General features: G+C 58.5%; 21 protein-coding genes. 14 read left to right on the top strand and 7 right to left on the bottom strand.

Annotated elements, in window-relative coordinates:
* The first annotated feature begins 61 nt into the window (after positions 1 to 61).
* The 4 genes from repC to CRO62_RS08090 all read left to right on the top strand — a co-directional run bounded on the left by repC (position 62) and on the right by CRO62_RS08090 (position 3,528).
* Positions 62 to 1,339 carry a plasmid replication protein RepC gene (repC, locus tag CRO62_RS08075; protein WP_097099821.1) on the top strand — a complete coding sequence of 426 codons (1,278 nt, stop codon included), beginning with the start codon at positions 62 to 64 and terminating at the stop codon, positions 1,337 to 1,339.
* 399 nt (positions 1,340 to 1,738) lie between these two features.
* Positions 1,739 to 1,951 (top strand): hypothetical protein, encoded by a 213-nt coding sequence (locus CRO62_RS08080; protein ID WP_097099822.1) that lies wholly within the window; start codon positions 1,739 to 1,741, stop codon positions 1,949 to 1,951.
* A gap of 66 nt (positions 1,952 to 2,017) precedes the next feature.
* Positions 2,018 to 2,290, top strand: coding sequence for a hypothetical protein (locus tag CRO62_RS08085; protein WP_097099823.1), 273 nt, complete (start codon positions 2,018 to 2,020; stop codon positions 2,288 to 2,290).
* A gap of 38 nt (positions 2,291 to 2,328) precedes the next feature.
* Positions 2,329 to 3,528: a low temperature requirement protein A gene (locus CRO62_RS08090; RefSeq protein ID WP_097099824.1), complete on the top strand. Its 1,200-nt coding sequence runs from the start codon at positions 2,329 to 2,331 to the stop codon at positions 3,526 to 3,528.
* On the opposite strand, the gene CRO62_RS08095 is transcribed toward CRO62_RS08090, so the two are convergent.
* Positions 3,525 to 4,994, bottom strand: coding sequence for a glycosyl transferase family protein (locus CRO62_RS08095; RefSeq protein WP_097099825.1), 1,470 nt, complete (start codon positions 4,992 to 4,994; stop codon positions 3,525 to 3,527). The genes CRO62_RS08090 and CRO62_RS08095 overlap by 4 nt on opposite strands.
* 147 nt (positions 4,995 to 5,141) lie before the next feature.
* Here CRO62_RS08095 and CRO62_RS08100 point away from each other — a divergent pair, with 147 nt between their 5' ends.
* Positions 5,142 to 7,247, top strand: a complete 2,106-nt coding sequence (locus CRO62_RS08100) for a TonB-dependent receptor plug domain-containing protein (protein WP_097099826.1) — start codon at positions 5,142 to 5,144, stop codon at positions 7,245 to 7,247.
* A gap of 153 nt (positions 7,248 to 7,400) precedes the next feature.
* The gene (soxR, locus tag CRO62_RS08105; protein ID WP_003511623.1) at positions 7,401 to 7,856 is read left to right on the top strand and encodes a redox-sensitive transcriptional activator SoxR; all 456 of its coding nucleotides are present in this window, start codon (positions 7,401 to 7,403) and stop codon (positions 7,854 to 7,856) included.
* Positions 7,857 to 7,894: 38 nt separating this feature from the next.
* Here the strand turns inward: soxR and amyA are convergent, their stop codons facing one another.
* From amyA to CRO62_RS08135, 6 genes are all read right to left on the bottom strand, one after another.
* Complete coding sequence (gene amyA / locus CRO62_RS08110; protein WP_097099827.1) at positions 7,895 to 9,382, bottom strand: alpha-amylase; 1,488 nt, start codon at positions 9,380 to 9,382, stop codon at positions 7,895 to 7,897.
* A 132-nt stretch (positions 9,383 to 9,514) separates the two neighbouring features.
* Complete coding sequence (locus CRO62_RS08115) at positions 9,515 to 11,245, bottom strand: acetyl/propionyl/methylcrotonyl-CoA carboxylase subunit alpha (protein ID WP_097099828.1); 1,731 nt, start codon at positions 11,243 to 11,245, stop codon at positions 9,515 to 9,517.
* An 11-nt stretch (positions 11,246 to 11,256) separates the two neighbouring features.
* Positions 11,257 to 12,855 (bottom strand): 5-oxoprolinase/urea amidolyase family protein, encoded by a 1,599-nt coding sequence (locus CRO62_RS08120; protein WP_097099829.1) that lies wholly within the window; start codon positions 12,853 to 12,855, stop codon positions 11,257 to 11,259.
* 7 nt (positions 12,856 to 12,862) lie between these two features.
* Positions 12,863 to 13,672 (bottom strand): putative hydro-lyase, encoded by an 810-nt coding sequence (locus CRO62_RS08125; RefSeq protein ID WP_003511619.1) that lies wholly within the window; start codon positions 13,670 to 13,672, stop codon positions 12,863 to 12,865.
* Positions 13,669 to 14,451, bottom strand: a complete 783-nt coding sequence (locus CRO62_RS08130) for a LamB/YcsF family protein (RefSeq protein ID WP_097099830.1) — start codon at positions 14,449 to 14,451, stop codon at positions 13,669 to 13,671. Before CRO62_RS08130 ends, CRO62_RS08125 begins: the two co-directional genes overlap by 4 nt.
* 19 nt (positions 14,452 to 14,470) lie before the next feature.
* Positions 14,471 to 15,727, bottom strand: coding sequence for an NRAMP family divalent metal transporter (locus CRO62_RS08135; protein WP_065662395.1), 1,257 nt, complete (start codon positions 15,725 to 15,727; stop codon positions 14,471 to 14,473).
* Positions 15,728 to 15,990: 263 nt separating this feature from the next.
* On the opposite strand from CRO62_RS08135, the gene CRO62_RS08140 reads away from it, so the two are divergent.
* The 8 genes from CRO62_RS08140 to nirD all read left to right on the top strand — a co-directional run bounded on the left by CRO62_RS08140 (position 15,991) and on the right by nirD (position 24,928).
* Complete coding sequence (locus CRO62_RS08140; protein WP_003511611.1) at positions 15,991 to 16,644, top strand: GntR family transcriptional regulator; 654 nt, start codon at positions 15,991 to 15,993, stop codon at positions 16,642 to 16,644.
* Between the two features lie 102 nt (positions 16,645 to 16,746).
* The gene (locus tag CRO62_RS08145; protein WP_065660503.1) at positions 16,747 to 17,334 is read left to right on the top strand and encodes an ANTAR domain-containing response regulator; all 588 of its coding nucleotides are present in this window, start codon (positions 16,747 to 16,749) and stop codon (positions 17,332 to 17,334) included.
* A 36-nt stretch (positions 17,335 to 17,370) separates the two neighbouring features.
* Positions 17,371 to 18,648, top strand: coding sequence for a CmpA/NrtA family ABC transporter substrate-binding protein (locus CRO62_RS08150; RefSeq protein WP_097099831.1), 1,278 nt, complete (start codon positions 17,371 to 17,373; stop codon positions 18,646 to 18,648).
* 376 nt (positions 18,649 to 19,024) lie between these two features.
* On the top strand, positions 19,025 to 20,317 hold the full coding sequence (locus CRO62_RS08155) for a CmpA/NrtA family ABC transporter substrate-binding protein (RefSeq protein ID WP_019564997.1): 1,293 nt from the start codon (positions 19,025 to 19,027) through the stop codon (positions 20,315 to 20,317).
* Between the two features lie 112 nt (positions 20,318 to 20,429).
* Positions 20,430 to 21,323, top strand: coding sequence for a nitrate ABC transporter permease (ntrB, locus tag CRO62_RS08160; RefSeq protein ID WP_035199774.1), 894 nt, complete (start codon positions 20,430 to 20,432; stop codon positions 21,321 to 21,323).
* A gap of 13 nt (positions 21,324 to 21,336) precedes the next feature.
* Positions 21,337 to 22,134, top strand: a complete 798-nt coding sequence (locus tag CRO62_RS08165) for an ABC transporter ATP-binding protein (protein WP_013761942.1) — start codon at positions 21,337 to 21,339, stop codon at positions 22,132 to 22,134.
* Between the two features lie 5 nt (positions 22,135 to 22,139).
* Entirely contained in the window at positions 22,140 to 24,587 is a 2,448-nt protein-coding gene (gene nirB, locus CRO62_RS08170; protein ID WP_097099832.1) for a nitrite reductase large subunit NirB, read from the top strand.
* Between the two features lie 5 nt (positions 24,588 to 24,592).
* Positions 24,593 to 24,928 carry a nitrite reductase small subunit NirD gene (gene nirD, locus CRO62_RS08175; RefSeq protein WP_003511593.1) on the top strand — a complete coding sequence of 112 codons (336 nt, stop codon included), beginning with the start codon at positions 24,593 to 24,595 and terminating at the stop codon, positions 24,926 to 24,928.
* The last annotated feature ends 203 nt before the right edge of the window (positions 24,929 to 25,131 follow it).

The raw sequence follows: 25,131 nt of genomic DNA on the forward strand, positions 1-25,131 counted from the left end.
GAGTCTTGGCATCGAATTTTTCGGTGAGCGATTTTCTTTTGCCTTGTGAAAGGTGAAAGACATGGACAGCACATGTGTAACGACGCCCTTTGGGCGGCGAGCGATGTCGTTTGGCGTCCTCGCAACACAGTTTGCCGCGCAGAAAAACAAAAAGACAGAAGCGGTCGATAAATGGAAACTCTACCGTTCGGTCTGTGAAGCCAGACCATTGCTCGGCGTGACCGATCGCTCTCTCGCGGTCTTGAACGCCCTTCTGAGTTTTTATCCGAAAAATGAACTCTCCAGCGAAGCCGGATTGGTCGTCTTTCCGTCGAATACGCAATTATCATTGCGGGCACATGGAATGGCAGAACAGACATTGCGCCGGCATCTCTCGGCTCTCGTCGAGGCCGGTCTCATCATCCGCAAGGATAGTCCAAACGGAAAACGCTACGCCCGTAAGCACAGGGGCGGGGAAATCAGCGAAGCCTATGGTTTTTCGCTGGCACCGCTTCTCGCCCGCAAATCGGAAATCGAGGAACTGGCCGAACGCATCGTTCGCGAGCGGCTCGACCTTCAGCGGCTTCGTGAAAACATCAGCCTGTGCCGCCGCGATATCCAGAAGCTTTGCGAAATGATAGCCGCCAGCGGTGACGTCGTAACGTCAGAAGGATTCCAGACGCGCTACAATGCCATTGCCCGGTCTCTCGGCCGTAATTCAAAGCCTGTCGAACTCAAGGAAATCGCCGGATTTTTGGTCTCCCTGCGTGCAGAAGTGACCAACTATCTGGAAAATATTGAAAATTCGGAGAAATCGGGCGGCAATGACTGCCAAAATGAGCGCCTCATAAAGAATTCAGAATCCGAATCTATATCTAAACCGCAAGATTTGCGTGAACCGGTAGTCGTCGCACCTGCCGACACGACAGTCGTACAGCCAGAATATGCCGTACCCGTCAGTGCAAAACCTTCGCCGCAACAGCCAAAGCCTGTTCTTCATAAGCAATTTTTTGTTCCTGATATTGTTTTGGTTGTGAAGGCTTGCCCGGATATTTCCCTCTATGCACCCGGAGGAGCGGTGACTGGATGGCGTGATCTCGAAGTGGCGACATCAGTCATTAAAACCATGTTCAACGTTAGCCAGTCGGCCTACCAGGACGCCCTCACCACTTTCGGTCGACAGGGAACAGCGGCGATTCTTGCCTGCCTGCTGCAAAAGGCCGACCAGATCAGCTCGCTGGGCGGATATCTGCGCAATCTCACCCGTAAGGCCCACGAGGGCGGGTTTGATCTTCAGGCCATGCTTCTGGCGCAACTGCGGGGTCGAACTGACGGGATAGAGAGAAGCATGGCTGTATGAGTTCTTGAGGACGGACAGAAAATGGCGTCGGCTTGCCGAATTCCCAGTCTGGAGCTACATTGACGCTGTTTCTGCAACACCCCGAAGATTCGCTGTGAGGCTGCCAGTGTTTACGAACAGACTGCGCCGGCAGGGGCTCCTATGGTTAATGCAAAGTAATGAAAGTTAAGCGTCGATTGACTTTCATTTGAGTTATTCCATGATTGGTTTCAATCGCTTGATTCCGGGCATCTTTTAACGGGATTGCGATGATAAGGGCAGGAAAAGCGCGATTTTTATGCGTCTCATGCCTGACTAGACTGGGGTAATGCAGAGATCTCGATATGGCACGACGTTGGAACTGAACCTTCCTTAAGATTGTGCGTTTCCGTGTCGATGTTGGAAGGGGGCGGTGAGCCTATGGTTTTTCCAGACGATATGGAGCTGGCTGTCGCTGTTTACATGGCGGACATTGCCTTGCCTCGACATACCGCCATCGAAAAGCTCTTGAGGGCGGGACTTGAAGAAGCCGGTTATTTAACCGGAGGTGAGGGGCGGCCGCCGGAAATTGTCGACGGGCAACCAAGTTCGGATTATGTGCAATATCGCACCTATCTGGACGAGGACAGCTGAAAGACGGCGGGAACCAAACCGGGCGAGGGCTGTTTATGGCGCAGTCAATTGTGACAGGATGTGCCGATGTTCTCCAAGTCCCTCTTTATCGCGACAATTGTCATCTCCGCGACAAGCAACCCGATATTTGCTCAGCCTTTGGAGGTCAGCATATTGGAACCGACCAAGACCCGTAGCGCCGCATTCTCGTCTGGGGCGACCGCACAGAATTATATTACCGATGTCTCCGGCAAGACAGTGCGTCTGGTAGGACCGCGTTTTTATCCCGACAATGCGCGGGCGCTGCAGTTTCCCGGCCGGGACTCGAATGTTAATTCTTCGGCTGAAGCGCAACGCTAACGCGATCGCAATAATTAATACTGACGAACAGGGGCAGAATGGGAACCGAAAGCGAAACGTCCGGGCAGAAACCGGATGCGCAAACCTGGATCAAACAGGATGGGCACAAAGCAGAAAAGGCGACCTTTCCTGAACTATTCTTCGATCTGGTTTTCGTTTTCGCGCTCATTCAGCTTTCCCATGCGCTTGCAAAGGACTTCGGACCGACAGCGGCGCTTGAGGCGGGCATTCTGATATTGTCACTTTGGTGGCTGTGGATACACACCACCTGGATCACCAACCTGCTGAATACGGAAAAGGAGCCCGTCCGGATTCTGCTTTTCGTCCTGATGTTCGGTGGAGTGCTTTTGGCCATCGCGCTGCCGGAGGCTTTTGCGGAACAGGGTTTCGTGTTTGCTCTGATCTACAGTGCCATGCAGGTGGGGCGGAGCCTGTTTGCACTTTATGCCTTCAAGGGAGAAGACAGGCAGTCTTTTCTGGTTTTTGTGCGCGTGACGATCTGGCTAATCATATCGAGCCTGTTCTGGCTGGCTGGCGGGCTTGTCGATCTGACGGATCGAATCCTCCTGTGGGGTATCGCACTCGCGATAGAATATGCCGGACCCGCTTGTCGTTATGTCGTACCGGGATTGAAAGCAAGCGATGCGGACAAGCTGCATCTCTCCGGCGAGCACCTTGCGGAGCGCTGTGCGCTTTTCGTCATCATCTGTCTCGGAGAAACGATTCTAACCACCGGCCGTACGGCCACGGAATATATGAATTCCGGCCTCACATTCATCGTCTTTTGTTCGGCCTTCGTCAGCACGGTCACAATGTGGTGGATCTATTTCCATCACGGGCAGGAAGAGGCCTCCAGAAAGGCCGAACATGCGGACGAGAAAGCGAAGATTGCCCAGAATCTTTTCAACTACGGACATCTGCCAATCGTGGCCGGCATCATTCTCACGGCAGTTGGAGAGGATTTCAGCCTGTCCCATGCCCACGAAGGGGCGACGATGAGAGAGTCCATCGCCATTCTTGGCGGCCCGATCCTGTTTCTAGCCGGTAATATCGGCGTCAAGATTGCCGCCACCTATCAGCGGCCCATTTCGCATTTTGCCGGAGTAGCAGCACTTTGCCTGCTTCTGCCTGTGCCGGGCGTGCCGCTTTTTGTGCTGCAGCTGGCGAGCACCGGGATTTTGCTGCTGGTGGCGCTGTGGGAATATCTGGCGTTGAAAAAATCAGTAGCCAACGCCTAGGCAGTGGCGAAATTGCGTGCCCTGTCGTTCCATAGCCGCAGGCTGCGGGCATAGGCCTCTTCGAAAGGCAGAACCATATCATTGACCAGCATCAGGGCGATGGCAGCGGTGGAGACGATGATGGTTTCCGCTCTTTCGTCTCTGGCCGCCCCCGTCCAGACGGCGCGCCAATATTCGAAGGTGGTGAACATGGTCGGCATTTCGGCCGGTGGGGTTTCGCGGGCGGAAATGACGAACTCAACATCTTCGCCCTTGGAAAGACCGAAGATCCGGGTGCTGCGGAAGGGTGTAAATTGCGCGAAATCCCGCGTATTGCCGAGAATGGCAAGGTTTTCGACCGAAAGCAGCCGCGCGGTATCGCGATGGAGCTCCTGATAGGAGGGGCGGGCGACGCCGATAATGGTGCTTCTGGCGCGAAGTGGATTGAGAAGATGCACGACCGTATTGAGCGGCAGGCGCATTTCCAGAATGCCGTGCAGGCCAAGCAGGCTCTGAAACTGTAACGACAGTCCACCGATCGGTAGATAGGCGATCCCTTGCGAGGCAGTGGCCTTGGACGCCTGCGAAAGTGAATGGCAGAGCGGTATCCCGCAGGCTTCAGCGGCGAGTTCGAGCTTGCCGCCATTTTCTCCTTGGCCCACATGGCCGTGTAACAAGACGCTATATCCCGCCATGGAAACAAGACGTGCGGAATGCAGGAACCAGGGTGCATCGCGATGTTTGGGCGACATATAGGCCGGCCAGTCGAGATCGACCGATGCGGGCGCTTGCTGGTCTCTTTTTATATGGCCCCACATGGCTTCGATAAAACCGGCAAGCTCTGCCGCGGTCACACCGCGATAATGCATGGTCGCAAGCAGCGCTCCTATCTGTATGGGATCTGCATCGCCTTCGAGAATGATCGAAAGCGCGTCCATCGCCTCTTGCTGGCTGAGCGGGCGGCTGTTGCCGATGCCCATCGCCGAGGTCGCTATATATTTGGCGAGCCTGTGCTGCGGATCGGCATTGTGGCCGATGCGGGCAAGGCGGTCCGCTATATTTTCCGGTGTCGGCTGACCTTCCAGAAGAACGCTGGGGCGCAGCGAAAGAGGCGGCGCCTTCATCAGCACCGGCCGTTCCCAGCCGCTAACATTGGCGGCTGCAGGAGCTGCCGCTTTTTCCTGTGAATAATCGATCAGGTTTTCCGCCTCCGCCGCCAGCGAACGAATGCGCAGCCGCATGGTCTCGGCAAAGGGGGTGGGTCGCAAACCCTGGCCGGTACGCAGAAACAGCTGGTCGCCGTATTTCTCGCGCAGCTGCTGTAATATCCGGCTCATCGATGATGTCGGCAGTCCCATGCCTGCCGCTGCGCGGCTGACGCTTCCTTCCCGCAACAACGCATCGAACGCGACAAGTAGTTTCAGCTGACCAAGCCTGTCGGGCTTTGTCGGGGAAGCTGGTTCTTCTTTTCTCTTGCCGGTTGTCATCTTGCTGTTTTTTTACCCCGCCGCCGAATGGCGGAGCCCTTTTTGCAATTTCTGGAATTTAGAACTGTTCGAAAACAAACGCGTTGCGCCAGACCTCCCTCCTAAATAAGTGGGGTTAAATTCTCAAGTTAAATGCGGGGGCGTAACATGGAATTGAAGTACCGCGGGCAGGATATGACCGCGACGATAATAAAGGCTGGCATTTCCGTCGCTATGGCGGGAACGGCGCTCAGCGTTGCCTTGCCTGCTGTCGCGCAGCAGGCGACCGACGGAACCACCGTTCTTCAGCAGATTGTGGTGACCGCGTCCGGCTTCGAGCAGAATGTGAAGGATGCTCCGGCCAGCATCACGGTTGTGACGCGAGAAGATCTGGAAAAGGGGTCTTACCGCGATCTGACAGACGCCTTGCGCGAAGTTCAGGGCGTGTCTGTCACCGGCATTGCCAATGAGAAGGATATTTTCATTCGCGGATTGCCCGGCGCTTACACGCTGATCCTGGTTGACGGTAAGAGGCAGAGCACGCGCGATGCCCGTACCAATGGTAATTCCGGCTTCGAACAGAGTTTCGTGCCGCCGGTTTCGGCGATCGAACGCATCGAGGTCGTGCGCGGCCCGATGTCCTCTCTTTACGGTTCCGATGCCATGGGCGGCGTCATCAACATCATCACCCGCAAGGTCGGAGATGTCTGGTCTGGCTCCGTGACCAGCGAGGGTACGGTTCAGCAACATTCAAAATTCGGCAATAGCGGCCAGGTGTCCTGGTATGCCAATGGGCCGATCCTGAAGGACCGGCTGGGGCTGCAGATCTGGGGCAGGGGCTTCACGCGCGGCGAAGACCGCATATTGAATGGTACGACGAGCGCGAAGGAATACGATTTCAATGGACGTTTGACCTTCACGCCGAATGAGGATCACGACATCTATCTCGAGGCTGGCAAAGCACGGTTGCGCCGCGATGCCGAGTCCGGCGAGACGCTGGCAGCCAATGCAGACGGCACCTACAACACCAATACGCGCGACCATTGGTCATTGTCGCATACCGGCCGGTGGGGACCGACCACGTCCGAATTCTCCTTCCAGCAGGAATGGGCCGAGCGCACCAACTTCACCAGAAACTTTCGCACGGGACGCGTCACTGAAAATCCGCGCTCGCCGGAGGTTCGCAATAGCGTTCTCGACGGCAAGTTCACCACGCCGTTCGAACTGTTCGGCAACCATACGCTCGTCACCGGCGGTCAATATTTCGAGGCACAGCTGAAGGACCAGAATCCGGGACGCCGTACCGGTCGCGACGAAACTTTCTCGGCGACGCAATGGGCACTCTTCGTCGAGGATGAATGGCGCATCGTCGATAGCTTTGCGCTGACGGGTGGCCTTCGTCTGGATAACCATGAAAAATATGGCAATCATTTCAGCCCACGCCTTTACGGCGTCTGGAGCGCAACCGACGATCTGACGATCAAGGGCGGCATTTCAACGGGTTTCCGCGCACCGGAAATCCGCCAGATCGCACCGGGTTATGCCTATACGACGGGCGGCGGTGGGTGCACCTATGCCTCGAACGGTACCTGCGGCGTGATCATCGGCGATCCGGGTCTGGAGGCGGAAAAAAGCACGAGTTATGAATTGGCAGCACTCTGGGACAATGGTGATGTCGCCCTCGGTGCCACCTATTTCTACACAGATTTCAAGGACAAGATTTCCAACGCGCTGGTGCTCAATCCGGATGGAACGCCTGCTCGCTGGAGCGAAGACAGCAATTATCGCCTCTGGTACAACTACAATATCGACGATGCGGTCATTCAGGGCATAGAACTGACGGCAGCATGGTATGCGACGCCGGAACTGACATTGCGCGGCAACTATACCTATACGCATTCCGAACAGAAGACGGGCGATTACGAGGGTTTTCCGCTGGCGCGGACGCCGGAGCACATGGCCAATCTGAGAGGCGAATGGGTCACCCCGGTGGACGGGCTGGAAGCCTGGGCTTCGGTGAACTATCACGGATCGGAAATCAATGCGGGTCCGCGCATCGGCACGAACGGCAAACCGGTTACGATCAACGGCAAGGCCGGGCGTAAATATGACGCTTACACCACCCTCGACATCGGGGCGAAATATGCGGTGGCCGAAAATGTCGATCTCAACGCGGCGGTTTACAATGTATTCGACAAGGAAGTCGGCGCTGACGATTTCAACACGGTCATGGAAGGCCGCCGCTTCTGGATCAGCATGACCGCCAAATTCTGATCCGCGATATTTAAGAATTCAGAGGCGCCCGATGGGCGCCTTTTTTGCCATCCATTCTATTGACCTCAACTATGGTTGAGGAATTATACCGGCTGCTCTCTAGTGTGTTTCCGCGTTTTTCAGAGCGGAGGCCGTTCAGAAAACGGAGCCGGCATGGAAAATACCATCTTTAAACACAGCCTGACGGTTGGGGAGGTTGCGCGTCGTAGTGGCGTCGCCGTTTCAACCATCCATTTTTACGAGGCGAAGGGATTGATCGAAGGCTGGCGCACCAGCGGGAACCAGCGTCGTTATCATCGCGCCGTCCTGCGGCGCATTGCCATTATCCGCATTGCGCAGCGGGCAGGTATCCAGCTCAGCATCATCAGGGACGCCTTGGCGGATTTGCCGCAGGACAGGGTGGCGACGACCGCTGACTGGCGCGTGTTCTCGCAATCCTGGCGGGAAATGCTGCAGCTTCGTATCAACAGCCTGATTATGCTGCGCGACCAGCTTACCGGCTGTATCGGTTGCGGTTGCCTCTCACTTGATGACTGTCCCTTACGCAATCCGAACGATGTTCTGGCCGATGCCGGCGCGGGCCCGCGCCGTCTCGTATCCGTCAAATGAGCAAGGTTTCCGGCTGGCCGCTTTAAAAGCAATTGTTCCTACTCGACGTCGGCCGGAACCCAGACACTGACGCTGCCGCCATTGGTGGAAAACAGACCCTTGCCATGCTCGTCAAGGGTGATCTGTTCGTGACGGTGACCAAGGAAATCGCGCCATACAGCTCCCGCCTGCTCGGGGCCGAGATCGATCTGTTTTTCCGCCGCCTCGCCGTTCGACATCACCACAACGCAGCCCGGCTCATCGGCGGTACCGTGGCGAATAAACGCAATGCAGCTCGGATCATCGAAAATATCCGTCTGGGCACCGTTGGAAAAGCGGCTGCGTGCCTCGATGAGCTTCGGCAGGCATTCGATAGCCGGCATGACGATCTCATGGTCGTTGCCGTCATTGCCGGTGTCTGTATAGGTCGTACCGAAAAGATCGGGATAAAAGACGCAAGGCACACCTTCTTCGCGCAGCAGAATGATTGCATAGGCAAGAGGCTTGAACCAAGGTTCTACCGGCGCTTCCAGAGATTGCAGCGGCTGCGTGTCGTGGTTGTCGACAAGCGTGACGGCGTGATCTGGAACAGCGGAAAGCAGCGAACCATCGAAGATAGTGCGCATGTCGAAATCGCCGCCCTGCTTGGAGGCGTCATGGAAGCGGTGGTGAAGGGCGACATCGAAGAGCATCAGCTGCTTGTCGACCAGATCGAGATAGCTTTTCAGCGCGTCTATATCGGGGTGCCAGTATTCTGCCACGACGAAGAGGTCGGGATTAATCGTGTCGCGCATATGGCCTACCCAGTCGCGGAAGAACCATGCCGGAATATGTTTGGCCGCATCCAGACGGAAACCATCCACCTGCACCTGTTCGGCAAGCCACCGGCCCCAATATTTCAATTCCTCGTAGACAGCCCTGTTTCGGAATTCGACATCCGCGCCCATGAGATAATCGAAGTTACCGTTTTCCTCGTCGACCTCCTCATTCCATTCGCCGTCGCCATATTCGTTGACGAGACGGAAAATGCCGTCCTCGTCAGGCTCTTCGATGTGGTCGACGCCGCTGAAGCACTTCAGGTCCCAGATGAATTTGGAATGCGTGCCGTTTCGGCCCGGAAAGGTGAAGCGCGTATAGGCGTGCGCCTCGAAATCCTCGTCCTCTATCTCGGTGCGGTCATCGGGATTGACGCGGCGAACCCGCACCTTCTCCCGTTCATCCGCGCCCATCTTGTGATTGAGAACCACGTCGTGAATGACGCGAATGCCGTTTTCCTTCAACGTCCGACCGGCCTGTTCGAGGGCAGCACGATCACCGTATTTGGTCGCCACGGTTCCCTTCTGGTCGAATTCGCCAAGGTCGAAGAGATCATATGTATCGTAACCTACCGAATAACCGCCGGCAGAACCCTTGTAGGCCGGCGGTAGCCAGACGTCGGTAATACCCATTCGGGCAAGGCTTTCCGCCTTTTCGGCCACCTCGCTCCATAATTTCCCTCCGTCCGGATAGTACCAATGGAAGAATTGAAGCAAGGTGCGTCCGGCCATATTTCCCTCATGATGGTTAGCAGGTCGCGCCATAAACGGCCCGGCGGCGAAAGGGTTCCGCCGCCGTATTGACCAAACTTCGATTCTGAGGAGACCACATTCCCTGATCGGTCCGGTGGTCTGGTCTATGCGCTATTCCGCAATTTCGAGAAGTGCGGCGCCCGCCTGAAGATAGTCGCCTTCCTTGACGATCAGGCGGACCTTGCCGGCCTTCGTCGCCACGATTTGCGTTTCCATTTTCATGGCTTCCATGACGGCCAGAAGATCGCCTTTGGAAACAGTTTCGCCATCGTTCACCTTGAACGATTGCAAGGTGCCGGAAACGGGAGCGATAATTTCACCTTCCTTCTCCTTGACCGACGCGCTGGGGGCAGCGGCATTGCCGCCGCTGACAGCGCCGAGGCCGGAGAGCAGCAGGTTCGGCAGGCCGACAGAAACACGCTTGCCGTCGATTTCCAGAAAGGTGCGCGTGATGGAAGGGTCTTCAGCCGGTGCCGGGCGTTCCATGGCGTCAGGCATGGCGGCGAAATCGGTTTCGATCCAGCGGGTATGAACCTTGAAACCGTCGGTGCCGATGAAGTCGTCCGTCTCGATTGCGGCGCGATGGAACGGCAGAACCGTGGCAACGCCTTCGATACGGAATTCTTTCAGCGCGCGGCGCGCGCGGCGCAGAACCTGATCGCGGTCGGTACCCGTAACGATGAGCTTTGCCATCAGCGAGTCTAATACCCCAGGCACGCTGGAGCCGCTGACGACGCCGCTATCTACACGGATGCCGGGGCCGGAAGGAGCATCGAAAACAGAGATCGAGCCGGGTGTTGGCAGGAACCCCCGGCCGGGGTCTTCGGCATTGATGCGGAATTCCATCGAGTGGCCGCGCGGTTCCGGCGTTTCAAGCACCCGCAGGGTGTGGCCCTCTGCGATGCGGAACTGCTCGATGACGAGATCGATGCCGGTGGTTTCCTCAGTAACGGGATGTTCCACCTGCAGGCGCGTATTGACCTCCAGGAAAGAAATCGTGCCATCAACGCCGAGCAGGAATTCGACGGTGCCGGCACCGGAATAGCCCGCGGCGGCACAGATCGCCTTTGCCGCGTCGTGGATTTTTTGTCGCTGTTCGGCAGACAGGAACGGGGCCGGAGCCTCCTCTATCAGCTTCTGGTTCCGACGTTGCAGCGAGCAATCGCGGGTGCCCAGCACCAGCACATTGCCGTGCTTGTCGGCCAAAACCTGCGCCTCGATATGGCGGGGCCGGTCGAGGAAGCGTTCGAGAAAACATTCGCCGCGACCGAAAGCGGCGGTCGCTTCGCGAACGGCGGATTCGTAGAGATCGGCGATCTCTTCCATCTTCCATGCGACCTTCAGGCCGCGCCCACCACCGCCATGCGCCGCCTTGATGGCGACGGGCAGGCCGTATTCTTCGGCAAAAGCGGTGACTTCGGCGGCGGTAGAGACGGGGCCGTCACTGCCGGCGACCAGCGGCGCGCCGACGCTGGTGGCGATGCGCCGCGCTTCCACCTTGTCGCCCAGCGCTTCAATGACATGTGGGTCGGGGCCGATCCAGCTAAGGCCGGCATCGATAACCGCCTGCGCAAATTCGGCGCGTTCGGACAAAAAGCCGTAACCGGGATGCACGGCATCCGCGCCGGCGCGTTTGGCAATCGCGATCAGCTTGGCGATATCGAGATAGGTTTCGGCGGGGCGGACGCCTTCCAGCGCATAGGCCTCATCCGCCAACCGAACGAATAGTGCATCCTGATCGGGATCGGCATAAACGGCAACCGACTGCAGGCCGTAATCACGGCATGCGCGGATGATCCGCACCGCGATCTCGCCGCGATTGGCAATCAGCACTTTTTTCATCGCTATTCTCCCTACAGACTTTTAGCCGCCGCGATTTCGGCAAAAGGGCCGATCGGGCGGAACTTGATTTTGGCATTGACGGGGATTTGTCCCGCGAGATCGAGATGGTATTCCGCGACCGCGCCGATGACGGGATAGCCGCCGGTCAACGGGTGGTCGGCAAGGAAGAGAACGGGCTGGCCGCTATGGGGAATCTGGATTGCTCCGGTGGCCGTGCCTTCGCTCGGCAATTCGGCACTGTCCCCGCGCTCCATCGGCACTTCGCCGGCAAGGCGGATGCCGACGCGGTTGGATTGCGGCGTGACCTGCCAGAGTTGGCCGGTCAACGTGTCTAGACCCTTTTGCGTGAACCAGTCGGTGCGCGGCCCGAGAACCACGTCGAGCGTCACAATATCGCCGGTTGCCGGCGGATCGAAGGCCGGAGCCTCGTCGACAGACACGCTGGAAAGCCCCGTCTTTTTACCCTTCAGCAGCAGGATAGTGCCCGCAGTCACGTTTTCTGGACCGACTACGGCGAGCGTATCCGTCGCATAGCTGCCAAGCACGGGCTCGACATCGAACCCGCCACGCACAGCAAGATAACAACGCATGCCCTTCGGCGGCTGACCCAAGGTTACGATATCGCCGGGTTCGAGAGAGACGGGAACATGGGTTTGTGCGGTGAAACTGCGATCTGCGGTCTTGACGGTGATGGGGCAGGGCGCGCCCGCAATGCCGATAACGGCGCGGCTCGTGCTTTTGAAGGAAAAACCGCCGAGCGTGAGCTCGAGACACGGTGAGTTGACGGGATTGCCAACGATACGGTTGGCGGCGTTAAACGCGCCACGATCCAGTGCGCCGGAGGCGGAGACGCCCTGTCCGGTTTGGCCGAAGCGGCCGAGATCCTGAAAAATGGCGGGCATGGGGGCCGCGAGCACCTCGAAATGCGGGCCTTCTCTTGTCATCTCAGTCTGGGCGGTGCGCGGCGCGGAGGCGGGAACATCAACCGTTCTTCCGGCCTTGTCCATATCGAAGAAACGCACGCGATAACCCGGCTGGAAAAGCGCACCGGGATCACGGTCTATATCCCACATCTTCACCGGTGTGGTGCCGATGATCTGCCAGCCGCCGGGGCTATTTTGCGGATAGACGCCGCTGAAGGCGCCAGCCAGCGCCACCGAACCCGCCGGAATGCGGGTACGCGGGCTTTGCCGGCGCGGCACGTGAAGAGCCGGATCGCCGCCAACCAGATAACCGAAGCCGGGCGCGAAACCGCAGAAGGCCACGGTGAATTCGCTTTCGGTATGGCGGCGGATGACTTCGTCGACGCTCATGCCGGTCAGTTCGGCAACGTCGGCCAGATCCTCGCCGTTATAATGGACGGGGATTTCCACCAGATTGTCCGAGGGCGCGATTTTTGCGGAGAGATCGCGGCTGGAAAGCCGCGCAACCAGCGCCTCTGCGCCAATCTTTTCGGGGCGGAAACGGATCATCAGGGTGCGGGCAGCCGGAACCGTTTCGTCGATGCCCTCGATCGGATCGTTCTGAAGCGAGGCGAACAGCGCCAGCGTTTCATCGAGATCGGCAAGTTCGACGAGAATGGTGGTGAGGCTGACGGGGAGAAAGCGCATCATATCCTCACGCGTGATAGGCAGAATCGGGAATGTCGGTGATGAACATGTGCCCGGGCGCATGGGTAATCGCGAACGGCACGCCGGACGCCATGACTGCAGCCTGAGGCGTCACGCCGCAGGCCCAGAAAACTGGAACCTCACCGGGTTCGATCCGCACCGCATCGCCGAAATCCGGTTTCGCGAGATCCGATATGCCGATTTCTTCCGGCGCGCCGACATGCACGGGCGCACCGTGAACCGCCGGAAAACGTCCCGAAATTGTCGCGGCATCGGCCACGCGCGAAGCCGGGATCGGCCGCATGGAAACGACCATGTTGCCCTTAAATCGGCCGGCCGGCCGGCAGGGGCGGTTGGTCAGATACATCGGAACGTTGCTTTTGTCGGTCATGTGACGGATTTCGATACCCGCTTCGACCATCGGCGTTTCAAAGGTAAAACTGCAACCGATCAGGAAAGCGACGAGATCGTCACGCTCTGCCCAGGCGGCGGTCGCATCCGCCGTTTCCTCGGCAAGTTTGCCATCCCGCCAGATACGGTAGAGCGGCAGGTCGGTCCTGAGATCGGCACCGGGGGCAAGAAGCGTAGTTGGTGAGCCGGGATCTGAAACATCGAGCACCGGGCAGGGCTTGGGATTACGCTGCGCATAAAGCAGGAAATCGAAGGCCCAGTCGCGCGGCAGCACGATCATGTTGGCCTGCGTGAAACCGGGAGCGATGCCGGAGGTCGGAGCAACGAGGCCGCCACGATAATCGGCGCGGGCCGTCCGGGCGGCATCCGCATTGGTGTGACTCAGAAAGGATAAGGGTATCGTCATTGGTCGCCCTTTTGAAGAATGGATGCAAAAGAGCGGATTTTGATGCCCTCGGCTTCGAAACGGCGGCGGATTTCCTGGGCGATCGCGACCGCGCCGGGGCTGTCGCCATGCACGCAGATGGATTGTGCTTCGATCTTGATGCTGCTGCCGTCGATGGCTTCGAGTGTTCCTTCGCGGGCAAGCTGCACCATCCGCTCGGCGATTTTGGCAGCGTCGTGCAGTACGGCGCCCGCCTCACGGCGCGAGACGAGTTGGCCTTCGGGCGTATAGGCGCGGTCAGCGAAGGCTTCTGCGACGACGGCAAGGCCTGCCTTGCGGGCGAGATCGAGGATGGGCGCATTGGCAAGACCCATCAGCACCAGCGAGGGATCGACGGCCTTGATACCGTCGATGACCGCCTGTCCCTGTTTCGCATCATTGGCGATGCGGTTGTAAAGCGCGCCATGCGGCTTCACGTAACGCACCGTGGTTCCGGCAGCAGCGGCGACACCCTTCAGTGCGCCGATCTGGTAGATGACATCGGCGATCAGCTCTTCGGAGGTCACATCCAGATCGCGGCGGCCAAAGCCGACGCGGTCCGGATAGGAGACATGGGCGCCCACGACCACGCCTTTTTTGGCGGCGGCCTTGACGGTGCGGTAAATCCCGGCCGGGTCGCCGGCGTGAAATCCGCAGGCGATATTGGCGCTGGAAACGACGGCGAGCATCGCCTCGTCGTCCCCCATGCTCCACGCGCCGTAACTTTCGCCAAGATCGCTGTTGAGATCGATAGCGGCCATGTTTGCCTCCCTTTAATTATCAGTAGCCGAGCAGGGCGAAAATCGCGCCCGCCGACTTATAGGCCATATACCAGGTGAGTACGCAGGTCAGCACGCCAAGCACGAGCAGCCAGCGCGGGTAGTGATAGCCATGCATCAGATCGGCGCGTTTCCATGCGGCATACATGAAGATCGAAAGGCCGATCGGCAGAACGAGACCGTTGAGGCCGCCGACAAAGACGAGCATGGCTGCGGGTGGTGTGGTGATAATGACATAGGCGATCAGCGAGATGGCGATGAAGCCGACGGTGGCTAGATTGCGCTGGCGTTCCGTGATGTCGGGCTTAAAAGCCGTCAGGAACGAAACGGAGGTGTAGGCCGCACCGATGATGCTGGTCATGGCCGAGGCGAGGAAGACCGCGCCAAACAGACGGTAGCCGATATTGCCGGCTGCGGCATGGAAGGCCTGACCTGCCGGGTTCGCGGCCTTGCCCGAGAGATCGATGACCACGCCACTTGCGACGACGCCGAGAATGGCGAGGAACAGGATGTAGCGCAGCACGCCGGTAATCGCGATGCCGCTCAGGGCGGCGCGATTGACCGCGTTGATATTTTCAACGCCGACCATTCCCTTGTCCAGCAGGCGATGCGCGCCAGCGTAGGTGATGTAGCCGCCGACCGTGCCACCGACGATGGTGGTGATGGTGACGAAATCGACGGTATCAGGCAGGAAGGTCTGACGGAAAGCTTCCGCGACCGGCGGGCCGGAAACATATGCCGCATAAAGAATCAGCGCGAGCTTGACGAAGGCGGCCACAAAAACGACGCGGTCCATGGCGATGCCCGCCCGGCGCGACAGGAAGATGCCGATGGCCGCCAGTGCGCCGATGGCGCCACCGATCTTCGGGTCAAGGTCGATCATGGCGTTGAAGCCGAGGCCTGCGCCGCCGATGTTACCGACGTTGAAGAACAGGCCGCCGATGATGACGAGGATGGCCAGCAGATAGCCAGAACCCGGAATGGCGGCATTGGCGATGGCAGGCGCCCGCATGCGGGTGATGGTGACGATGCGCCAGATATTGGCCTGCACGACAAAGTCAATCAGGATGGAAATGATGATGGCAAATGCAAATGCGGCGCCCAGTTTCACCGTAAAATTCGCTGTCTGGGTGATAAAGCCCGGCCCGACGGCGGACATCGACATCAAGAACATCGCCGAAAGCAGGGCATAACGTTGGTTCTTTGCCTTCTGTGCCGCCTCATTCGGGTCGGCGGGCGTGGGCATTTTCTGCTCCATGGATTTTCTCCGCTCCTGTCGCAATCCGCCCCTCGCGGATGCTTTATGCCGCCGATCTTGTCTTGTTCCGTGAGATTGTCAATATTGTTCAACAATAAATGATAATCGTTCTTTTATTTTGTCTATTTGTTGGACGTTATGAGTATGAATTCATCACGTTTTTTTGGCGCTTTGCTGAAGCTTTGTGCTATGGGCAATCATGCCGTGTCCGAACATGCCTGTCACGGAATTCCCAATGTTGCATTGCTCTTAAGGAAAGCGCTATGACGGAAACGATAGAGGGTCTGCCGCTTGCGGATCGATTGGCAAAGGGTATTCGCACCCTGCTGATCTCCGGTGAGCTGATGCCGGGCCAGCGTCTTTCGGAAGCAGCCTTCAGCGAACGTTTCGAGGTCTCCCGCAATTCGCTGCGTGAAGCCTTTCGTCTCCTGACCAAGGATGGTCTGCTGCGTCACGAGGCCAATCGCGGCGTTTTTGTCGCCGTTCCCACCCTGGCTTCGGTGATTGATATTTATAGGGTGCGGCGCATGGTGGAATGCGGGGCGCTGCGTCAGGCCTGGCACAAGCACCCGGCCATCCGGACAATGCGCACGGCGGTCGATGACGCCAGGATAAAGCGCGACCAGGCAGACTGGCTGGGCGTGGGTAGCGCCAACATGAAGTTCCACGCCGCCGTGGTCGACCTTCTCGACAGCGCTCGCCTCAGCGATTTTTACGAGCGAATCGCCGCTGAGCTCAGGCTTTGTTTCGGCCTGCTGAAAGACCCGGAACAGCTCCATTCCCCCTTTGTGGACATGAACAGCAAGATCCTGTCGCTGATGGAAGAGGGCAAGGCGGCTGAGGCCGGTGACGAGATGGAAATCTATCTCAATCTTTCCGAGCGGACGGTTTTGAAGGCGCTCGAACGGGCGTCCTGAGAGATCAGGCGGAGCGGGATGAAAACGTCCCGTTCGCGTCCGCTCCATTTTTATATCGGCGCCTGATTGCCAAGTTTGTTGCGGTGCGTCATCAATGCCGACATGACGCTTCGCGACCTCACCATTCTCGTTATAGACGAAAACGCGATCCGCGCCTCGATCATCGAGGAGGGGCTGCGCGAGGCCGGGTATAATCGCGTGACGGTCATCCATGAGGTGCACGGCGTGGCGCGGACCATCGAGACGCTGCAACCCGATGTCATCTTCATCGATCTTGAAAATCCCAACCGCGACATGATGGAGCATCTGTTTCAGTTGACACGCACGGTCGGCCGGCCGATCGCCATGTTTGTCGACCGCTCCGATACCGCGTCCATCGAGGCGGCCGTTGAGGCTGGTGTTTCCGCCTATGTCGTTGACGGGCTGAAGAAAGAGCGCGTCAAACCCATCCTCGATATGGCGGTCAGCCGCTTCAACGCTTTCAGCCGTCTGCGACAGGAACTTGCCGAAGCAAAATCGGCGCTTGAGGAGCGCAAGGTCATCGAGCGCGCCAAAGGCATTTTGATGAAAATGCGTGGCCTGTCCGAAGAGGAGGCTTTTGCGCTTCTGCGGCAAACGGCGATGAACGAGAAAAAGAAAATATCCGAGATCGCGCAAAGCGTGGTCACCGCGGCCGGTCTGTTGATGTAACGAACCCGCCGGCGGGACAGTCGAGGAGTGTATGATATGGCGGCACAGGAAAAATCGGCCGGTTCAAAAGCGGGCGCGCCGGCAATCGTTGGCAGCGACCGGCAAAAAATCCTTCGGGCAGGTTTTATTCCTCTTGTCGATGCGTCCGTCCTCATTGCTGCGGCGGAATTCGGCTTTGCCGAGCGCGAAGGCCTGACGCTCGATCTCGTCAAGGATGTGTCCTGGGCGAATGTGCGCGACCGGCTGGCATTCCGGCAATTCGACATTGCCCATATGCTGTCGCCGATGCCCGTTGCCTCCATGCTGGGCCTCGGCTCGAACCCTTCGCCGACGATCACGCCGTTTTCACTTGGACGCGGCGGCAATGCGATCACGCTTTCGACGCGGCTTTTTGCCCGGATGAAGGCGTTGACGGGGCTTTCCGAAACGGCGGGGGCGCTGGAAAATGCGAAGGCCTTGAAGCAGTTGCTGGATGACATGCGAGCGCGGGGCGAAGCTACACCGACGCTCGGCATGACCTACCCGTTTTCCTCGCACAATTACGAATTTCGCTATTGGCTCGCCGCTGGTGGCATTCATCCCGATCACGACGTCAAGCTTGTGGTCGTACCACCGCCATTGACGTCGGATGCATTGGCGGCGGGCGCCATCGATGGTTTCTGTGTCGGTGCGCCGTGGAACATCGTTGCCGCCGAGCGCGGTGTGGGCAGGATCGTCGCTGCCAAGCAGGATTTGTGGCCGTCTGCGCCGGAAAAGGTGATCGGGATGCGGCCTGAATGGGCTGAAAGCCAGCAGGAAACGGTCAGCCGGCTGCTGACGGCGCTCGATGCTGCCGCGCGTTGGTGCGACCTTGCGGAAAATCACGATGATCTGAGCGGGACACTTGCCGATCCGCGTTATATCGGTGCGCCGCAAAGCATCATCCGCCATGTGCTTGCCGGTGAATTCAACATCGACAGCCAGGGCAACCGCCGGGTCATCGACAAATATTTCCTCTTCCACGGCGGCCATGCCAATTATCCGCGCCAGAGCCAGGCATTGTGGATTTACAGCCAGATGATCCGCTGGGGGCAGACGGAATTTTCGCAAGGTGGTGTGGAGGCCACCCTGTCCGCTTACCGTCCGGATATTTATCGGGCGGCGCTGGGCGATGCCAATGCGCCCGATGATGCCGATATTCGAGTCGAAGGGCAGGAGGCGGGTGACCGGTTCGTGGACGGTTTTGTTTTCGATCCCGCAGACATTGCTGGCTATGTGAATGGCTTTTCCGTGCGCAGTTCTGCCCCGTTTTCCATCTCCCAAAGCGAGGCCTGACAGCCGTCGGCCGGGCAAGCTGCGCAAATTTCAAGCGCGGAATTTATCCAGTTGCGCAAACCATAGACAAAATTTCTGCTGATTAAAATTTAATCGTCCGATTCAATCTCGGAAATTCCGTTTTTTTCCAATGCGATAGCTTCCATATATAAAACTGGCACGCCTCTTGCCTCTTCGTCTTTGCACTGGTCAACGGCGATCGGGGCGAGCAGGGCGCGGCATAAGCGCTTTCACAGACATAGACGTCGCAAGGTTTTGCTGCCCGGAACACCTCCCGTTCCGAAGGCGCAAACACCGAGCGGCGTTTTTTTATTTTCAGGTTTTTTCGCAAGCGAACGCGCCACCCATGCGGTGGTCCAATAAGGGGAAGATGCGAATGAAAAAGATATTCTCGGGCGATGTCAGCCGCCGCACGATACTCAAGACGACAGCTACCGCAGCCCTTGTTACCGCCGTGCGCACCGCTTTTCCATCAGGCGCTTTCGCAGCCACGGCTGAGCCGGAAGTGAAGGGCGCGAAAATCGGCTTCATCGCGCTGACCGACGCCGCCCCGCTTATCATCGCGGCGGAAAAGGGACTGTTCGCCAAGCATGGCATGCCGGATGTCGAGGTTCTCAAACAGGCATCCTGGGGTGCGACACGTGACAATCTCGTGCTCGGCGGCGCATCGAACGGCATTGATGGCGCGCATATCCTGACCCCGATGCCCTATCTCATGCATACCGGCAAGGTGACGCAGAACAACGTGCCTGTGCCGATGGCGCTTATCGCCCGCCTCAATCTCGACAGCCAGGGTATTTCCGTCGCCAAGGAATATGCTGAAACCGGCGTTCAGCTCGACGCGTCCAAGCTGAAGGCGGCTTTCGAGAAAAAGAAGGCAGAAGGCAAGGAAATCAAAGCTGCCATGACATTTCCCGGCGGCACGCATGATCTGTGGATCCGCTATTGGCTGGCCGCCGGCGGCATCGACCCGGACAAGGACGTCTCCACCATCGTCGTTCCGCCGCCGCAGATGGTCGCCAATATGAAGGTCGGCAATATGGACGTCTTCTGTGTGGGCGAACCCTGGAACGAGCAACTCGTCAATCAGGGCATCGGCTTTACTGCCTGTACCACCGGGGAACTCTGGAAAGGGCATCCCGAAAAGGCGCTCGGCATGCGCGCCGACTGGGTGGAAAAGAACCCCAACGCCACCAAAGCATTGCTGATGGCCGTGATGGAGGCCCAGCAATGGTGCGATGAGATGGCGAACAAGGAGGAGATGTCCACGATCCTCGGCAAGCGCCAATGGTTCAACGTGCCGCCAAAGGACGTTCTTGGCCGCCTCAAGGGCAATATCAATTACGGCAACGGCCGCGTGCTGGAAAATACCGGTCTGCAGATGAAGTTCTGGCAGGATCACGCGTCCTATCCCTTCCGCAGCCATGACAGCTGGTTCATCACGGAAAACATCCGCTGGGGTAAATTTGCACCCGATACGGACGTGAAGGCGCTGGTTGCTAAGGTCAACCGCGAGGACATCTGGCGCGACGCGGCAAAGGATCTCGGTGTTGCCGATATTCCCGCCTCCACGTCGCGCGGCAAGGAAACCTTTTTCGACGGCAAGGTCTTCGACCCGGAAAACCCGTCGGCCTATCTCGAAAGTCTTTCCATCAAGGCAGCCTCCTGAGGAGGAGACACGGGTGTCGCCCCTCCTCCGCCGGGTTGCCGTTTAAAGATGGACACCAAAGGCCGGGTGAGGGGCAAGACCCTGACCGCAACCGAAATCCAAAGGAAACGCCATGTCCGCATTGGCTCGAAATTTCAAGGAACAGCCGCAGCAACCGGTGGTACAAAAGGCAAACGTCGTGACCCTTCCGCCCAAACATCCCTCGCGGTTCAATCTGCGTAAACTGGGTGCGGCGGCGGCCCGCAATATCATACCGCCGTTTGTCGTCCTCGCCGTTCTGCTGGGCGTCTGGCAGGTGCTCTGTTCCGCCCCCGGCTCGTCCCTGCCGCCGCCAAGCCAGGTATTCGAGGAAAGCTACGATCTCATAGTATCGCCGTTCTTCCATAATGGTTCGCAGGATATCGGCCTTGGCTTGCGCGTGCTGGTTTCGCTGGAGCGCGTGGCATATGGTTTCGGCCTTGCGGCCATCGCCGGCATCATTCTCGGTGCGGTTATCGGCCAGTCGGTCTGGGCCATGCGCGGCCTCGACCCGATTTTTCAGGTCCTGCGCACCGTGCCGCCGCTCGCCTGGCTGCCGCTTTCACTTGCCGCCTTTCAGGACAGCAATCCGTCGGCCATTTTCGTGATCTTCATCACCTCCATCTGGCCCGTCATCATCAATACGGCGGTCGGCGTGCGCAACATTCCGCAGGATTATCGCAACGTTGCGAAGGTGCTGCGGCTCAATCAGATCGAATTCTTCTTCAAGATCATGCTGCCGTCGGCCGCGCCCTACATCTTCACCGGTCTGCGCATCGGCATCGGCCTCTCCTGGCTCGCCATCGTGGCGGCGGAAATGCTGACCGGCGGTGTCGGTATCGGCTTCTTCATCTGGGATGCGTGGAACTCCTCGCGCCTGCCCGACATCATCGTGGCGCTCGCTTACATCGGCGTTGTCGGCTTCATGCTCGACAAGCTGGTAGCGGCGCTCGGCAAGGTCATCACCCGCGGCGCTGCGGCCAACTAAAAGGGCGACCATCATGAACGCTTATCTGAAACTCGATCATATCGACAAATATTTCGACAAGGGCGGTTCGCGCGCCGAGGTGCTGAAAGGCATCAACCTGACCATCGGCAAGGGCGAATTCGTCTCGGTCATCGGGCATTCCGGCTGCGGCAAGTCCACCATGCTCAACCTCATCGCCGGGCTGACCAAAGTCTCAGCAGGCGTCGTGCTTCTGGAAAACCGCGAGGTCAACGAACCTGGCCCGGAACGCGCCGTCGTCTTCCAGAACCACAGCCTGCTCCCCTGGCTTTCGGTTTATGAAAACGTCAACCTCGCCGTCGCGAAGGTCTTCAGCAATACCAAGACCAAAGCGGAACGTCACGACTGGGTCATGCGCAATCTGGATCTCGTGCAGATGGCCCATGCCAAGGACAAGAAACCGTCTGAAATTTCCGGCGGCATGAAGCAGCGCGTCGGCATTGCCCGGGCGCTCGCCATGGAGCCGAAAATCCTGCTGCTGGACGAGCCTTTCGGCGCACTGGATGCGCTGACGCGCGCCCACCTTCAGGACGCCGTGATGGAAATCCACGCCCGGCTTGGCAACACCATGGTCATGATCACCCACGATGTGGATGAGGCGGTGCTGCTGTCCGACCGTATCGTGATGATGACCAACGGTCCGGCCGCCCATATCGGCGAAGTGCTTGACGTGCCGCTGCCGCGCCCGCGCAACCGCATCGAGCTTGCATCCGACAAGACCTACCTCAAATGCCGCGAGGCTGTGCTGAAGTTCCTTTACGAACGTCACCGCTTCGTCGAAGCTGCGGAGTAATCACTATGGCGCAAAAACTCGTCATCATCGGCAATGGCATGGCGCCGGGGCGCATGCTGGAAAACCTGTTCGAAACCGCCCCCGGCCTCTACGACGTCACCATTTTCAATGCCGAGCCGCGCGTCAATTACGACCGCATCATGCTCTCGCCAGTACTCTCAGGCGAAAAGAGCTATGAAGATATCGTCATCCACAATGACGAATGGTACGCGGCCAACAATGTGACGCTGCACAAGGGCGCGAAGGTCACCGGCATCGACCGCGACAACAAGACCGTAACAAGCGAAAACGGCATCACCGTTTCCTACGACAGGCTGGTAATCGCCACCGGTTCCCTGCCCTTCATCATTCCCGTCCCTGGCCATCAATTGCCGGGCGTTCTCGCCTATCGCGATCTCGACGATGTCACGAAGATGCTTGAAATCGCCGAAGGCAAGGGTCGCGCCATCGTCATCGGTGCCGGCCTTCTGGGTCTGGAAGCGGCTTACGGGCTGAAGCGCCAGGGAATGGACGTCACCGTCATCCATCTGATGCCGACGATCATGGAGCGGCAGCTCGATCCGGCAGCGGCCTATCTTCTGGAAAAGGCGCTGAACGAGCGCGGCATCGACATCATTACCAAGGCCAATACCAAATGCATTCTCGGCGCGGAGAAGGTCGAAGGCATCGAGCTGGAAGACGGTCGCGTCATTAAAGGCGACATGGTGGTGATGGCGGTCGGCATCCGTCCAGCCTCGGGTCTCGCCAAGGAAGCCGGCATCGCCGTCAATCGCGGCATCGTCGTGGATGATGGCATGATGACGTCGGATGCCTCGATATATGCGCTTGGCGAATGCGCCGAGCATCGCGGCATGTGCTACGGGCTGGTCGCGCCACTTTATGAATCTGCGCGGGTGCTGGCGGACCGGCTTTGCGGCGGTTCAGCCGAATATCATGGTTCGGTCACCAATACCAAACTGAAGGTCACCGGCATCAACCTGTTTTCCGCCGGCGATTTTGCCGAGGGCGACGACCGCGAGGAAATCGTGCTGCGCGATGCCACCGCCGGTGTCTACAAGCGCCTGATCCTCAAGGAAAATCGCATCATCGGCGCGGTTCTTTACGGCGAGACGGCGGATGGTTCGTGGTTCTTCGACCTGATGAAGAAATCGACCGACATTTCCGCCATGCGCGAAACCCTGATCTTCGGCCAGGCCTATCAGGGAGGGTCCCCGCTGGACCCTATGGCGGCCGTTGCAGCCTTGCCGGATGATGCGGAAATCTGCGGCTGCAACGGCGTCTGCAAGGGCAAGATCACCTCGGTCATCACCTCTAAGGGGCTGACCTCGCTGGATGATGTGCGCGCCCATACCAAGGCGTCCGCCTCCTGCGGCAATTGCACCGGCCTTGTCGAGCAACTGATGACGCTGACGCTTGGCGACAGCTACAATCCCGCTGCCGTGCAGCCCATGTGCAAATGCACAGATCTCGGCCACGATGATGTGCGCCGTCTCATCAAGGCCAAGGGCCTGAAGACCATTCCCGCCGTGATGCAGGAACTGGAATGGAAGACCTCCTGCGGCTGCGCCAAGTGCAGACCGGCGCTCAACTACTATCTCGTCTGCGATTTTCCCGACGAATATGCCGACGACTACCAGTCGCGTTATATCAATGAGCGCGTCCATGCCAATATCCAGAAGGACGGCACCTATTCCGTCGTTCCGCGCATGTGGGGCGGCGTCACATCTTCCTCCGAACTGCGGGCGATTGCGGATGTGGTCGACAAGTTCGAAATCCCAATGGTGAAGGTGACAGGCGGGCAACGCATCGATCTTCTCGGCATCGAGAAGGAGGATTTGCCGGCGGTCTGGGCCGATCTCGGCAAGGCCGGTTTCATTTCCGGCCAGGCCTATGCCAAGGGGCTTCGCACCGTGAAGACCTGCGTTGGAGAACAATGGTGCCGCTTCGGCACGCAGGATTCCACCGGCCTCGGCATCCGCATCGAAAAATTCATGTGGGGCTCATGGACGCCCGCCAAGCTGAAGCTTGCCGTTTCCGGCTGTCCGCGAAACTGCGCTGAGGCGACATGCAAGGATATCGGCGTTATCTGCGTGGATTCCGGTTTCGAAATCCACTTCGCCGGTGCCGCCGGTCTCGATATCAAGGGTACGGAAGTGCTGGGCCTCGTCCATACCGAGGATCAGGCGCTGGAGCATATCGTCGCGTTGACCCAGATGTACCGCGAGCAGGCGCGCTACCTCGAGCGCATCTACAAATGGGCCAAGCGCATCGGTTACGACGAAGTCCGCCGCCAGATCATGGACGATGCCGACAAGCGCCGGGCCTATTTTGACCGCTTCGTCTTCAGCCAGAAATTCGCGCAGGTCGATCCCTGGTCGGAACGTGTGTCCGGCCACGACAAGCACGAATTCAGGCCGATGGCGGCAATCGGTTTCAACGAGGCAGCGGAGTGAGAACGATGGACAGCAACTGGATCGATATTGGCGACATTTCCGACATTCCGTTGCGCGGCGCGCGCTGCGTGAAAACGCCTATGGGCAAGATCGCCGTGTTTCGCACGGCTGAAAATCAGGTCTTCGCCATCGAGGATCATTGCCCGCACAAGGGCGGCCCGCTGTCTCAGGGCATCGTGCACGGGGCTTCGGTGACATGTCCTTTGCACAATTGGGTCATTTCGCTGGAGACCGGCAAGGCGTTGGGGGCGGATGAGGGCGAGGTGAGGACCATTCCTCTCCGCAATCTCGACGGGCGGCTTTCGATTGCGCTCGAAACTTTGATGATTGCGGCGGAGTGATATCAAATGTTGGCGACGATACCCCCCTCTGCCCTGCCGGACATCTCCCCCTCGAGGGGCGAGATTAGCAAGTGGCATGCTTCCCGCTTCATCTCTGTTGTCGGAGACGCAAGCTGTGAAATAGAGCCGGTGCGGCGATTGATCTCCCCCCTTGAGGGGGAGATGTCCGGCAGGACAGAGGGGGCTAAACGCGGCCGGATGAG

Origin of the sequence: Rhizobium sp. AN6A, from assembly GCF_900215635.1 — a bacterium.
Taxonomy (GTDB): Bacteria; Pseudomonadota; Alphaproteobacteria; order Rhizobiales; family Rhizobiaceae; genus Agrobacterium; species Agrobacterium tumefaciens.